Below are 14,040 nucleotides of genomic sequence, written 5' to 3' on the forward strand. Positions count from 1 at the left end.
AAAAAATAAAAATGCATAAATCAGGATTTGTAAATATAGTAGGCAACCCCAATGTAGGTAAATCAACGTTGATGAACCTGTTGGTAGGTGAAAAAGTATCAATTATTACTTCTAAGGCTCAGACCACTCGTCATCGTATTTTAGGTATAGTGAATACCGATGAATATCAGATTGTATATTCTGATACTCCGGGTGTTTTGCGTCCCAATTACAAGTTGCAGGAGTCGATGCTTAACTTCTCAGAATCGGCATTAAGTGATGCTGATGTCTTACTATATATGACTGATGTTGTCGAAAAAATAGACAAAAACGAAGAGTTTCTAAAGAAAGTACAGGGTGTACAAGCACCTGTTTTACTTTTGATTAATAAAATAGATCAAACAAATCAAAAAGAATTGGAAGCCTTGGTCTTGAGGTGGAAAGAACTGCTTCCGAATGCAGAAATATATCCAATTTCGGCACTGAACAAGTTTAATGCAGATGTGGTCAAGAAACGCATCATAGACCTTATTCCCGAATCACCGCCCTATTTCGAGAAAGATGCATTAACCGATCGCCCTGCCCGATTCTTTGTAACAGAGATTATTCGTGAAAAAATACTTCTTTATTACCAGAAAGAAATTCCATATTCGGTAGAAGTCGTTGTTGAAGAGTTTAAAGAAGAAAAAGATATAATAAACATAAGAGCTCTTATCATTGTAGAGCGTGACACGCAAAAAGGAATTGTTATCGGACATCAGGGTGCAGCCTTGAAGAAACTGGGAACAATGGCTCGGAAAGATATTGAGCGATTTTTTGATAAAAAAGTATTCTTGCAAATATTCGTCAAGGTAGAAAAAGATTGGCGAAGCAGGGATAACATACTTCGCCAATTCGGATATCGTTTAGATTGATATATTATTTCTCCTCTATGGTAAATCCTACAGTTTTCAGGTCATTCCAATAATTTGGATATGACTTGGTAACTACATTCGGGTGAGCCATATTGATATGATCTATCTTTATTGCAGCCGGAGCGAAAGCCATCGCCATACGATGATCTTCGTATGTGTGGATAACAGCTTCTGTTTCTGGCTCGCATCTTTCACCATTCCATTCGAGAATACTGTTTTGACTGTCATAAATAAGATATCCCAGTTTTTTCATTTCAGCTTTTAATGCTTCTATGCGGTCTGTTTCTTTTATCTTTAGGCTTTGCAATCCTGTAAACATAAAAGGAATATTCATCATACAACAAGTTACAACAAAGGTTTGTGCCAAATCGGGCTCATTCACAAAATTATGGAACATCTTCTTTGTTATCCTATCCGATTTAGTCAATATAACCCCGTTTTCAGTGAATTCGGTATTAACACCTAAATCCAAAAATAGCTCGGATACTTTAGAGTCGCCTTGCATACTTTCTTTAAACAATCCTTTCAGTTCTATATGCGCATTGTCTGTTAACGCTGCCATTTCGTACCAATATGAAGCAGCAGACCAATCAGACTCTACTACATAATGAGTAGGCCTGTATTCTTGTGGATGGATACGGATTATTTTATCTTCCCAGTGTGCTTTTACTCCAAACTGAGACATCATACCCAATGTCATTTTTATATACGGGATGGATATAATATCGCCTTCCAAATGGATTGTCAACCCTTTACTCATTGTGGGAGCAATCATCAGAAGTGCCGATATAAATTGAGAACTAACATCTCCCGACAAATATATGTCTCCTCCATCCAATGCTGTACCCCTTATTTTTAGCGGAGGATATCCAATATTGGCAATATATGATATGCGGGCTCCCAATGAGGTCAGAGCTTCTACTAGAATATTAATAGGACGTTCCTGCATACGCTCTGTACCTGTTATTATCCATTCTCCGGGTGTTATAGCTAACAGTGCAGTAAGGAAACGCATCGATGTGCCGGCAGCCTTTACATCAATCAGGCTGCTGCCTGAACGGAAGGCTTCTATCATAACTTGCGTATCATCACAGTCGGAAAGATTTTCCAGGGTTGAGGCATTTAAGCTCAGACCGTTCAGAATAAGAGCTCTGTTGCTTATGCTTTTAGATGCAGGCAGTGCTATTGTTGAATTTATGGCCTTTGGAGCCATTATTTTATATTGCATGATATAATTATTTATCTATACGAAATTAAAGTAAAAACCCATAAAGATCAAATTTTTAAACATGGATTAAGCATTTTCTACGAATAAAAATATTTTGATTTTTATGAGCTTTTACAATCTATATATTTTATCAGAATGTTATCATCCCGTGTTTCGCATTCCGGCAGCAATACCCGATATTGTGATCATCAGTGCCAGTTCCAGTTCGGGAGAATGTTCACTGTCTTGTCTCGAACGATGAAGTAATTCTACCTGCAACAGATTCAACGGATTGGTATATATATTTCGCATTGCAATATTCTCTGCTATATCGGGTAGGCTCTCCATCAAATATTCATCCTGAGATATTCTCAATGTAGATTTCATTGCACCCTCTAACTGTGCTCTAAGCCTTTTTCCTAAATCTTGCAACCTGTCTTCCACTAACCTTTCGTCATAATATGCCGATATACGAGGGTCTGCTTTGGCAAATACCATTTCCAACATATTAATCCTTGTTCCGAAGAAAGGCCAATCTTTATACATGGTTTTCAATGTCTCTATCTGGCCTTCATCTATAACTTGCTGAAGGGCTTCTCCCGCTCCAAGCCATGCCGGAAGCATTAACCTGTTTTGAGTCCATCCAAATATCCAAGGAATAGCACGCAAACTTTCAACGCCACCATTGGGACGACGTTTTGCTGGTCGCGAACCTAATGGCAAACGAGCAAGCTCAGCCTCAGGGGTTGCCTGATAAAAATACGGAATAAAGTCAGGATTTCTGTGTACTGTATCTTGATATATAGTACAAGAAATATCCGACATCTTATTCATAAGATCTCTCCACTCCTGCTTTGGTGCAGGTGGCGGAAGCAAGTTAGCTTCCAAGATTGCATCAGTATATAAAGCCAGCGTTTTTATAGCCAGGTCGGGTATACCTAATTTGAAGCGGATCATTTCGCCTTGTTCTGTTACACGCAAACCACCCTTTAATGAACCTGGAGGCTGAGAGAAAAGAGCTACTTTGGCAGGACCTCCACCACGTCCAACAGTGCCTCCACGTCCATGGAATAAGGTCAGACATACTCCGGCTTCTTGACAGCTCTTGATCAATGCTTCTTGTGCACTGTATTGTGCCCATCCGGCAGCAATAGAGCCTGCGTCCTTAGCTGAGTCTGAGTAACCGATCATTATCATTTGTTTGCTCTTGATTACACCTCTGTACCAACTAATATTAAACAATTGCTGCATAATACCATTGGCATTATTGAGGTCATTCAGTGTTTCAAACAATGGCGTTACAGGTAATATATAAGGACACTCAGCTTCTTTCAACAACAAATAAACCGCCAATATATCGGATGGAGTACGTGTCATCGATATAATATAAGTAGGTATTACCCCTTCAGGAGTTTCTGCAATAACTTTACATGTTTGCAGCACTTCTTTTGTTTGAGGGCTTGGCTCCCAATTTTTTGGAAGCAAAGGACGTTTTGAATTTAGCTCTCTGATGAGAAAAGCTTGCTTCTCATCTTCCGACCACGTTTCATAATCTCCCAGTCCTAAATAACGGGTAATTTCTGAAATAGTTTCGGTATGAATTGTACTTTCCTGACGAACATCTATTTGAACAAGAGTAAGCCCAAAACATTTAACCCTGCGCATGGTATCCAATAGCTTATCATCGGCTATAATATCCATCTTGCAAGCCACCAACGACTTATAAGACTCATGCAAAGGTTCCCACAATTGCTCATTATAGTAAAGAATATCCTCGGTAAGCTCAGGATTTTTCCCTGCTATGCGAGCATCAAGGTAAGCTATAGTATTACGAAGCTGTGTACGTAACTTTTTCATTAGCTCACGATATGGCTCTTGTACTTCATAGTTCCCTATGTAATTTCTGAATTCGAGCGTACAGGTTGCCATTGACAGTTCCTTCACCAGTATTTCTATATCTGATAAGAAGAGAGTTGCAGCACGGCGGCGGCTATCGAGTAGTACATCATGTGTAACTTTGGCTGTCACATTAGGATTCCCGTCACGGTCGCCCCCCATCCATGATGAGAAATGTATAGGACGCGCATCGATCGGAATACGATATGCGAGTGTATTTCTTATTTGCTCGTCCAGTTCACGGATGTAAGCAGGTACAGCAGCCCAAAGGCTATTCTCTACTACATCGTATCCCCATTTTGCTTCTTCGTTGGGTGTCGGACGATTCTGACGTATTTCATCAGTATACCAATATTGAGCGATCAGTTGTTTGAGTCTGCGCAATATTTGTACTTTCTGATGTTCGATCAAATCATCGTGATCCAGTAGCTTAAGGCATTGATCTACTTGATTCAGATTGTTGATCAACGAGCGTCTATTTATTTCTGTAGGGTGAGCGGTTAAAACCAAATCGATAGATATATCTTCTATTGCTTTGATTATATCGCTATCGCTATAGTTAGCGGCTTTAAGCTTTTCATATACTGCAGAAAAATTAACCGGATTCTCAGCACCTTGTGCATGGGGAGAGATACTGTTATATTGTTCTGCCGTATTTGTGAGGTTAAGAAACTGATTGAAAGAGCGTGCTACAGGCAAGAACTCCTCATCCCTCAGATTTTGCAATGTCTTAACCAACGATTTATGTGCTTCAATGTCACCCGAGTGTGATGCTTTAGATAGCCTGCGGATTGTTTCTATGAGGTCGACCATATCTTGTCCTTTCGCCTCGTTGATCGTTTTTCCGAGCAAGTGGCCAAGCATCTTGATATTGTCGTGCATCAAGGATTGTTGCATATTGTTCATAGGTTTATTCTAATTATTAGTTGTATTTTTCTCCGTTATAATATTTAACGCCATACATTATCAAAAGTTTAAGTAAGCGTTGAGTAGTCAGGCAAATTTTATCGAAGAAAGAGACGAGCTAATACTTAACTCATCTCCACTCCACTTAATCATTATTTATCATTGTAAACAACTCTTCTGCGGCCAATTGAGGTCCATCCTTAGTATGTCCGTCAATAGCAAGCGAGGTGTATATCTCTCCGATTTTTACACCATTGTTATTCATATCATTAAAGAACTCTTTGATCAGCTTACCGGCAAGCTCTTTTTCTTGTACAGGTCCAAAAGGGTTAGCAAAATAAGATGTCACCAAACCATTTTCGGTAGTAGTACCTTTTGCTTTGCGGGCTCCGGCTTCGAATATTTTAATCGCTTCGTCGAGATTATCAAAAAACTCAATCTTCTGAGCAGATTCAGTATAGTTATTCGCATACAAGATATAATCTACTTTATATCCTTTAGAGATAACATCGTATGTTGCAGCAGGAATCGTAATGCGAGCATTTATTTTGTCAGGATTAGAATATATACCCCTCTCTAATTGCTGGAAGGCATACATAGGATCGAGGTCATCGATACGGACAAATGCTCCGATTTCGGTTCCATACCCCTTAATCGTACCATCTTCTTCTTTTTTGAGGTAACCCATATCATCAAATACGATACGCATATGACGTATATATTTCTCGTTAAGCGTACGGAAAGCTTCCAGACTTTCAGATTTTCCGGCACCACTATCTCCTATAATAACGATATTGGCTTCTGTTCCATTCTTGAGTAATATGTTTACCATAGCTCCATGCAGTGGCAATCGGCCTTGCTCCATTTGCTTCACGTTATGAAGTGTAAGAAGCATTTTTTTCATGTAGCCAAAATAGTCGATATCGTCGCAATGATTAGCGTAACCGATAAGAATATCATTTTTCTTATCCTTATAATAGAAAGTACGTTTCTCTTCTATTCCATCAGGATATCCGAACACGTATATTATATCGGGTTTTTTACCGATATATTCCCCGGCTTTAGCCAATTCAAAAAGATTGGATAAGGCAAATCCGTGAACCATATAGTCCTTGTGGAAATAAACAAAGGTCAGCATATTCCCTACTTTAGCAGGAAATAAGAACCAGTCATCTTCATTCAGTATAATATTTTCTACCGGATTTGTTGTATGTTCTTGAAAAATGCCGTCGCGTGTATTTCTTTTTGTATACGAAATAAACGGAGGTTTAAACATAACAGAAGTAATGAACGGAATAGAAGTCAACCCATTGTATTCTATTGGGCAGTTCCAAGTAATGTCACTAAGAGTTAACCCTGCATTTGCACCTGCGGTAAGCTGGCGATACACAAGATGCTGATACCCCATTACAGTTTCTTGAATGCGGCGGTAGATAGAAAGTACCAATTCATTGAACAACTCGTTGGCATGCAAAAAACGCACACTTTGCAACCCGCTGCTGATGGAATTGTTATGCACTATAGTATAACGCTCCATTCTGCGCCAAAAGCCATATAGAAGTTCTATTAATTCTATAAATAAGTCTTTATCGTTAAAGAAGATAGCATACTTATTATGTACATTCTGCACCTCGTCGGGATTACATACTGTAAGTAGCTTAAATGCTTCTATCAATGTTTTTTGAAATTCTTCGTCAGTCTTGAATTCTTTGATATAATAATCGTAGATTATGACATCATTCTTTTTGAGTCTTTGTATAAAAGCTTCAACAACCCGATGAAAACCGTAACTATTTAATATTTTTTGCCTCGTGTCGCAAAACTTAAGAGTGAAGTTGATAATCGCCTTACCTTCGCCTAAAGTAAACTCTTGTAACATGTTTAATTTTATTTATTATAGTTATTATTTTATCTGGTCCTATATCATTTACAATCTCCTATCTCCATTTGTGACAGGAGATTGCAAACTTCAATACTTGATTTGAAAACATTCAAACTGCGTTGTTTTCCAACATCAAATTTAAGGAAACTTACCTATACAATTAAACGAATTAAAGACTAAATTTATAATAAATTGTAAATTAAAAATAAGTTTTTGCTATTACCTTGTATTGGTGTTGCTTATAAATACTTTATTTTTTGTCTTTTATGAATTTGGGATTAACATCGAAGGCAAAAAAGCAAGTATTTGTTTCACGTAAACACTTAGGACAAAGGCAATCACTATAGTTATCTTTTATATAATCACGTACTCCTGAGACTAAAGAAACTCTACGGCAGCTACACAATTCTACCCGGTCTTCTCTACAGCTGAAAGAAGCCGAACATCTTTGACATATCTTTTTCATTGTTGTAAGTTTTTATTGTTATTGAATATATAATAAGATCAGGAGAAAGTTTATTTAAAATATACAACCTCATTTGCAGATACCAGAATATAGCATCGCAAGAGATGATAGTATAAATACTTCAACCAAAATCAATTTTCTATAATCAGAGAAAAATCTCTTGAGCTTTCTATCCTTTTTCGCGAAGGATGAACTTATTTTTTTGGCAGGTCTTCTGACTTACTTCCGTTTTATACGACCTTCCCGTTTATGAAAAACAGTGGCTTTGAGGATTTGTATAAACGTTTAGCGAAGCTTACAGCAGCGCGACTGTTCAGGATTTACACCTGATTCCCTTTTCATTATATATCCAAGACTTCGAATATATAACACCAATTATGGTAACAAAGATATAGAATTATAAATAAGAACAAATATAAATAGGAAAGTTTTTGATGGTATAATGAATTACTATTTCATAAGAGTGTGTTCTGCTAGGAATAAGTTTCGAACAATAATTTCTGCTTTTAATCTTCCAAATCCCAATCATCAAAGAAGGAGTGATCCTCTGTAAACTGATCTAACTCCCGACGGTCTTTTTTTGTTGGCCGACCCGTTCCTCTAGCTCTATCGACAAAGCCGCTCACCTTAGATATTTCCAATATTTCAAGTTGAGATGGTGATGTCACATCTTTCATAAATTCGGGCACAAGCTTCGCTCCCATTCTGTTTTCGGAAAGATTGAGAACTTCAAAGGAGTAAGTAACCGGTGGACGTCGCACTTCTATTACATCACCTATCTTAATAGATCGTGATGGTTTTATAGTAACTCCTTTGATAGAGATACGTCCTTTTTTACAGGCTTCTATTGCTATAGAGCGAGTTTTGAAAAGACGAACAGCCCACAGCCATTTATCTATGCGTACTTCGTTTTTAGGTTCTTTCATAATAAAATCAGAATTTTACCAATGTCCGCAAACAACATCGGCTTCACATCATTTCATTTATCAAAGTTATATATTAGAAGCGAAAGATGTTCGTTTCTAATTTCTTTGGTTTACTTATTATTGTATTGGTTCATGGTATTGTTGATACCTGCCAAACAAAAGCTTTTGATTATCTCGCCACAAGTTTCCAATTTCACAGGAAGCTCTTTTTCTTCTTCGTCTGTAAAATTATTGAGCACATAGCCTACCTGACCACCCCGAGCGAATTCACTACCTATACCAAAGCGTAAGCGAGCATAATCTTGTGTTCCAAGAACAGACTGTATATTACCCAGTCCGTTATGTCCGGCATTACTTCCTTTTCCTTTAAGGCGTAAAGAACCAAAAGGCAAAGCAAGATCATCTACAACAACCAGAAGATTCTCAATCGGTATCTTTTCTTGGTTGAGCCAATAGCGAACAGCATTTCCGCTAAGGTTCATGAAAGTAGATGGCTTTAGCAAAATAAGAGTGCGTCCTTTGACCTTTAGTTCAGACACAAAGCCATAACGCCTGTCAGCAAAAACAATATTGGACGCTTTAGCTAAAGCGTCCAATACTCTGAATCCTATATTGTGGCGGGTATATTCGTATTCTCTACCAATATTACCGAGGCCGGCAATCAAGTATTTCATTCAATATATCCTATTATTAGCCGTTTTTAGCAGCAAGACCTCTTGCAGCACGAGTCAATTGAACGCGACAAACAACAGCATTTTTAGCATTTAGCAGTTCAAGTCCTTCGAAGTGTAGTTCACCTACCTGGATAGATTTTCCAAGAGCAAGGCTTGTTACGTCAACATGTACTTTTTCAGGGATCTTATCGTAAAGAGCTTTTACTTTAATCTTACGCAAGTCAAGAGAAAGTTTACCCCCTGCTTTTACACCTTCTGCAAGTCCGTCCAAAATAACAGGAACGTCCATTACGATTGGTTTGCCTTCAAATACATGAAGGAAGTCAAGATGTAAGATAGCATCTGTTACCGGATGTACCTGTACATCTTTCAATATAGCTTTATAGCTGTCTTTTCCTATTGTAAGGTTTACAAGGAATATCTCAGGAGTATAAATAAGTTTGCGAACATCGCTGTTTGTTACAGTAAAGGCAATTGCTTCGGTTTGATCTCCACCATAAATTACAGCAGGGATTTTGTCTTCTTTACGGAATGCTTTTGTCGCTTTTTTGCCAAGATCTGTTCTGGCTTCTCCTTTTAATTCAAACGTTTTCATCTTTTAATTTTAAATTGTGTTACTCAAATTAAGGATTGCTTCCTTATTCCCATCACACGTACGGGCTTATAAAAGCGGTGCAAAGATAAATATTCTACATCTTTTTTCCTAATGTTTATGAAAGTAATATTTTGAAGAAGACTACAATCTGCAAATATTAAATGGAAAAAGCGCAGTGAAAGGAGCCTATTATATACTATTGGTTATAAACTCAGCACTTGTTATTTCCGTCGACTTGTTTTTGTACGAATCTACTGCTATCACTTTTATTGTATACTTTGTAGCCGGTTGCAAGTCTGTAATATTCGCATCAAGGCTCTCGGGCATATCACTATTGAGATAAAAGCGAGAAAACAGTGTCATTTGCTTATATATGTTTCCGTCACTATTCACAACTTTTAGAATATAATGATGCACAACATCATTGTCGGTAGCTTGTGGAAATATCGCCTTACAACTATTCGTTTTTATCTCACTTATTGTCGGCTTATCAGTATTTTTGAACGAAGGAGCACTTCCTCCATTACGGTTGGCATAAGTAAACATTGTACCATTGTGCGGAGCCCATAAAATCCAATCTGGAAGTATTGCTTCATTTCGGTACGTATCCAATCTTTGTAGTTTTACACTCATGTCTTTATTTACGGAAACTATAACTGCTTCTGTCACATAATCGTTCCCCGGAGGGTGCTCTCCTTCGGAGAAGCCTGCTTCGATTTCACTATAGGCAACACTCCCTAGGTTTACAGATGTGAATTTTGATTGATGGATAGACCGAGGGTCTCCTATCGGAAAGTGAGAGTGTCCGGAAAATAAAACAACCTGTGGATATTTTTCAAGTACCGAAGCTAAATGTGAAACGCCCCATCCTTCGTTCCAACCTGTACCATATACTGTATTAGTAACCCCCACATGGGCAAACACGAATATGGGGCTGTTTGGATACTTCTTACTGGCATCTTCCAATGCAGCAGATAGGAAATCAACCTCTTTCTGAGTATAGAATAAATATGGAGTTATACTCCTAACGCTTATTGTAATAAATGGAAATCCTTTTATTTCTACATATTGATGTAAAGGTTGTTTCAGTTTACTTAAATATCGAGCTTCGGGATCACCGTCCAGCCATACCTGATCGTGATTGCCGAGCATATAATAAACCGGTGTTGATTTGGGCACGTGAGCATCAAAGAGTTGTATTAGTCCGTTGTATTGGTTTTCTGTTGATTGATCTGTAATATCCCCTACCACAAATATTGCGTCCAGCTGCTTGTTACCACTCTGAATATGCTGCAGCGTTTTGATTATTTTTTCTTTAGAATCGGGACGCCCAACATGTATATCGGATATAACAGCAAAATAAGGATATAAACTCTGTTCCTTAACAACTGAAGATTCTGTATCACTAGTACAAGATGTCATAGCTAGAAATGCAGCCATGACATATCCTAAATATCTCAATGTCTTCATCATATTAAAAAGAATAAATTAATAACTCTAAATTGTATATATTGTAAAAATTGCATCTACCTATTATGTATTTTAGACACAATACAAGACAAATATATAAAAGCTTTTGAAAGAAGCAATAATATTGATGAAGAATTGTGATTAATAAACGAATTTAGAAGTCTCTTAACCTAAAAATACACTCACCATTATCAAAGTTTTGAGTTCCTTACTTTATATAAAAAAGAGGCTATCCGCAACGGATAGCCTCTCCACAGTATCTTAGAAAAAGATTTTATCTCTTCAAGTAATTTACAATCCAGTCGCCTACTTGTGATGTAGAATAAGCTTTTCCTTCTTTCGATGCAATATCCTCAGTTACTACTCCTGCATCCATTGATGCATTAACAGCCTCACGAATGAGTTTACCTTCTTCTTTGAGCTCGAATGCATATTCGAACATCATTGCTGCCGAAAGAATAGTGGCTAATGGATTTGCAATATTTTTGCCTGCTGCCTGAGGATATGAACCATGTATCGGTTCAAACACAGATGTATGAATACCAATAGATGCCGATGGCAACATGCCTAACGATCCGGTAATTACAGAAGCCTCGTCAGTAAGTATATCTCCAAACAAGTTTTCTGTAACAAGTACATCAAAACGCTTAGGCCATTGAATAATCTGCATCGCTGCATTGTCTACAAACATATATTCAGTTTCCACATCAGGATATTGTTTTTCAATTTCCTGAGCAACCTGTCTCCATAGACGAGAAGTAGCCAATACATTCGCTTTATCTACTACTGTCACTTTTTTGCGACGCATCTGAGCATATTTATATGAAAGATGAAGAATACGTTCTACTTCCTCACGAGTGTAAACGCAAGTATCATAAGCCGTATCTCCGTCTTCGCTACGTCCTTGCGGGCGACCAAAATACATACCTCCCGTTAATTCACGCACACACATAAAATCAGCACCATCTACCAAATCGGAACGAAGAGGCGATTTATGTACTAACGTAGGAAATGTACTTACAGGACGAAGGTTAGCATACAATCCCAACTTTTTGCGCATAGCCAGAAGTCCTTGCTCGGGACGGACTTTTGCTGAAGGGTTGTTGTCATATTTAGGGTCTCCTATTGCACCAAACAGCACAGCATCAGAAGCCATACACAATTCGTGCGTACCATCAGGATACGGATTACCTACCTGATCGATTGCCGAAGCTCCAACAATTCCATATTCATAAGAAAGTTCGTGACCAAATTTTTCACAAACTACTTCTGTCACTCTCAATGCCTGTTCTATAATTTCAGGACCTATTCCGTCTCCGGGGAGCACTGCAATGTTTAATTTCATCAATCTATATTTTAAAATTGTAATTATTTTTGAATCTGTTTACTCTTATATTTTCCTAAAAAAAGTATCTGCGTAACTTTAAATCTATTAAAGATAAGATAAAAGCAATAAAGAAAAGAGGCATATGAAACAGATATATTATCTTGTGTGCAAGCATCTGCGATTGAAATATATGTCCCATCACAACACATATTATTCCGAGACCTTTTGCTATATCAACCCATTCAATCCGCTCTTCTTTCATTTGCAGGAAAGTCATTTACAGATCTTCGATCATATTCAGCATCTTTTCGGTAGCCTTTACCGCTGCTTCTGTCTGGTCGGCATCAAGACCTCTTGTCTTGAAAGTCTTACCATTAAATTCCCACGTAATTACCGTTTGCACCAAAGCATCGGTACGCCCGCCGGGTGGTATATAAACAGCATAGTTAACAAGTGTAGGCGTAGGCTTATTCAAGCGTGAATATATCTTATACAAGGCTTTCGAAAAAGCGTGATACTGTCCATCTCCCGGTGCAGTCCATTCATGTTCCTGCCCATCAATTTCAACTTTTACCGTAGCTGTAGGACGTAAGCCCTTTGTCAATAAAAATGCAAACGACAATATCTTGATTTTTCTTTCCTTCTCGTTGTTTTTCAACACATCCGAAATGATATATGGCAGATCGTCTTGCGTAATAATTTCTTTTTTATCACCCAATTCTATCACTCGGTTTGTCACTTTAGTCATATCATCCTCATCAAGTTCGATACCCAAAGCTTCAATATTTTTTCGTATATTAGACTTACCGGACAATTTACCTAATGCGTATTCACGAACACGGCCAAAACGTTCCGGAAACAGATCGTTATAATACAAGTTATTCTTGTTATCCCCATCAGCATGTATCCCGGCACACTGTGTGAAGACATTATCTCCCACAATTGGCTGATTCGCGGATATTACCTGTCCCGAGTAGGATTCTACTACACGGCTAACCCTATTTATATTTTCTTCTTTTATTGAAGTTTTCAATTTCAATTGGTCGTGAAAAACGGCAATCACACTCGCCAAAGAAGCATTTCCAGCTCGTTCGCCGAGTCCATTCATCGTCAGATGTACACCTCTCACTCCCACTTCTGCTGCCACCATTGTATTCGCTACAGCCAGATCATAGTCGTTGTGAGCATGAAAGTCAAAATGAAGATCTCTGTAACGGTTTATCATCCGGCGACAACAGCGCCATACGCTATGTGGATTCAATACCCCTAAGGTATCGGGAAGCATAAATCGCTTTATCGGCAAATCCTTCATTCCATCCATCATATAATAGACGTAATCTTCGGATTTCACAATTCCGTTTGACCAATCTTCGAGATACACATTAACTGTGATACCCAACTTCTGAGCCAATTCCACTTCAGCCCTAATATCATCAAGATGCTGTTCGGGCGTTTTGCGCAACTGTTCGGTCACGTGCTTATACGAACCTTTCGTCAGCAGGTTTATAGTTTTACATCCTGTGTCTTTTATCCAATTGAGCGAAGCACCCTTATCTATAAATCCTAATATCTCAACATTATCTATATATCCTGCGGATTTTGCCCAATTGGCAATTTTTTTTACAGTTTCAAACTCACCATTCGAAACACGTGCCGATGCTACCTCGATACGATTTACACCGAGATCGACCAGCAACAAGTGAGCTATACTCATCTTTTCCTGAGCCGAGAACGAAACACTCGATGTTTGTTCGCCATCTCTCAGGGTTGTGTCCATTATTTCTATCATGGTAATCTT

11 protein-coding genes and 1 riboswitch are annotated in these 14,040 nt (G+C 38.2%); of the genes, 1 reads left to right on the forward strand and 10 read right to left on the reverse strand.

Annotated features, from left to right (window positions below):
- Positions 1 to 11 precede the first annotated feature (11 nt).
- Complete coding sequence (gene era, locus HMPREF9456_RS07945) at positions 12 to 893, forward strand: GTPase Era (RefSeq protein WP_006842981.1); 882 nt, start codon at positions 12 to 14, stop codon at positions 891 to 893.
- Between the two features lie 4 nt (positions 894 to 897).
- Here the strand turns inward: era and HMPREF9456_RS07950 are convergent, their stop codons facing one another.
- From HMPREF9456_RS07950 to HMPREF9456_RS07995, 10 genes are all read right to left on the reverse strand, one after another.
- Positions 898 to 2,121: a 3-phosphoshikimate 1-carboxyvinyltransferase gene (locus HMPREF9456_RS07950; protein ID WP_006842982.1), complete on the reverse strand. Its 1,224-nt coding sequence runs from the start codon at positions 2,119 to 2,121 to the stop codon at positions 898 to 900.
- A 141-nt stretch (positions 2,122 to 2,262) separates the two neighbouring features.
- On the reverse strand, positions 2,263 to 4,893 hold the full coding sequence (ppc, locus tag HMPREF9456_RS07955) for a phosphoenolpyruvate carboxylase (protein ID WP_006842983.1): 2,631 nt from the start codon (positions 4,891 to 4,893) through the stop codon (positions 2,263 to 2,265).
- 154 nt (positions 4,894 to 5,047) lie between these two features.
- On the reverse strand, positions 5,048 to 6,781 hold the full coding sequence (locus tag HMPREF9456_RS07960; RefSeq protein WP_006842984.1) for a phosphoenolpyruvate carboxykinase (ATP): 1,734 nt from the start codon (positions 6,779 to 6,781) through the stop codon (positions 5,048 to 5,050).
- A gap of 253 nt (positions 6,782 to 7,034) precedes the next feature.
- Complete coding sequence (locus HMPREF9456_RS17055; RefSeq protein WP_006842985.1) at positions 7,035 to 7,250, reverse strand: cysteine-rich CWC family protein; 216 nt, start codon at positions 7,248 to 7,250, stop codon at positions 7,035 to 7,037.
- 187 nt (positions 7,251 to 7,437) lie between these two features.
- Positions 7,438 to 7,641: riboswitch (cobalamin riboswitch) on the reverse strand.
- A 115-nt stretch (positions 7,642 to 7,756) separates the two neighbouring features.
- On the reverse strand, positions 7,757 to 8,176 hold the full coding sequence (locus HMPREF9456_RS07965; protein ID WP_006842986.1) for an RNA-binding S4 domain-containing protein: 420 nt from the start codon (positions 8,174 to 8,176) through the stop codon (positions 7,757 to 7,759).
- A gap of 110 nt (positions 8,177 to 8,286) precedes the next feature.
- Complete coding sequence (pth, locus tag HMPREF9456_RS07970) at positions 8,287 to 8,850, reverse strand: aminoacyl-tRNA hydrolase (RefSeq protein WP_006842987.1); 564 nt, start codon at positions 8,848 to 8,850, stop codon at positions 8,287 to 8,289.
- A 16-nt stretch (positions 8,851 to 8,866) separates the two neighbouring features.
- A complete protein-coding gene (locus HMPREF9456_RS07975) occupies positions 8,867 to 9,445 on the reverse strand; it encodes a 50S ribosomal protein L25/general stress protein Ctc (RefSeq protein ID WP_006842988.1) in 579 nt (192 codons plus the stop codon).
- Between the two features lie 189 nt (positions 9,446 to 9,634).
- Positions 9,635 to 10,918: a metallophosphoesterase gene (locus HMPREF9456_RS07980; protein WP_245531006.1), complete on the reverse strand. Its 1,284-nt coding sequence runs from the start codon at positions 10,916 to 10,918 to the stop codon at positions 9,635 to 9,637.
- Positions 10,919 to 11,189: 271 nt separating this feature from the next.
- Complete coding sequence (gene leuB / locus HMPREF9456_RS07985) at positions 11,190 to 12,260, reverse strand: 3-isopropylmalate dehydrogenase (RefSeq protein WP_006842990.1); 1,071 nt, start codon at positions 12,258 to 12,260, stop codon at positions 11,190 to 11,192.
- 259 nt (positions 12,261 to 12,519) lie between these two features.
- Positions 12,520 to 14,031, reverse strand: coding sequence for an alpha-isopropylmalate synthase regulatory domain-containing protein (locus tag HMPREF9456_RS07995; protein ID WP_006842992.1), 1,512 nt, complete (start codon positions 14,029 to 14,031; stop codon positions 12,520 to 12,522).
- Positions 14,032 to 14,040 lie beyond the last annotated feature (9 nt).

Source organism: Dysgonomonas mossii DSM 22836 (assembly GCF_000213575.1).
GTDB lineage: Bacteria > Bacteroidota > Bacteroidia > Bacteroidales > Dysgonomonadaceae > Dysgonomonas > Dysgonomonas mossii.

Bases quoted from the DNA above. Each gene is read 5' to 3' on its own strand.
- HMPREF9456_RS07995 (WP_006842992.1), bottom strand. From the start codon at position 14,031: ATGATAGAAATAATGGACACAACCCTGAGAGATGGCGAACAAACATCG.
- HMPREF9456_RS17055 (WP_006842985.1), bottom strand. From the start codon at position 7,250: ATGAAAAAGATATGTCAAAGATGTTCGGCTTCTTTCAGCTGTAGAGAA.
- ppc (WP_006842983.1), bottom strand. From the start codon at position 4,893: ATGCAACAATCCTTGATGCACGACAATATCAAGATGCTTGGCCACTTG.
- HMPREF9456_RS07975 (WP_006842988.1), bottom strand. From the start codon at position 9,445: ATGAAAACGTTTGAATTAAAAGGAGAAGCCAGAACAGATCTTGGCAAA.
- leuB (WP_006842990.1), bottom strand. From the start codon at position 12,260: ATGAAATTAAACATTGCAGTGCTCCCCGGAGACGGAATAGGTCCTGAA.
- HMPREF9456_RS07965 (WP_006842986.1), bottom strand. From the start codon at position 8,176: ATGAAAGAACCTAAAAACGAAGTACGCATAGATAAATGGCTGTGGGCT.
- pth (WP_006842987.1), bottom strand. From the start codon at position 8,850: ATGAAATACTTGATTGCCGGCCTCGGTAATATTGGTAGAGAATACGAA.
- HMPREF9456_RS07980 (WP_245531006.1), bottom strand. From the start codon at position 10,918: ATGATGAAGACATTGAGATATTTAGGATATGTCATGGCTGCATTTCTA.
- HMPREF9456_RS07950 (WP_006842982.1), bottom strand. From the start codon at position 2,121: ATGCAATATAAAATAATGGCTCCAAAGGCCATAAATTCAACAATAGCA.
- HMPREF9456_RS07960 (WP_006842984.1), bottom strand. From the start codon at position 6,781: ATGTTACAAGAGTTTACTTTAGGCGAAGGTAAGGCGATTATCAACTTC.
- era (WP_006842981.1), top strand. From the start codon at position 12: ATGCATAAATCAGGATTTGTAAATATAGTAGGCAACCCCAATGTAGGT.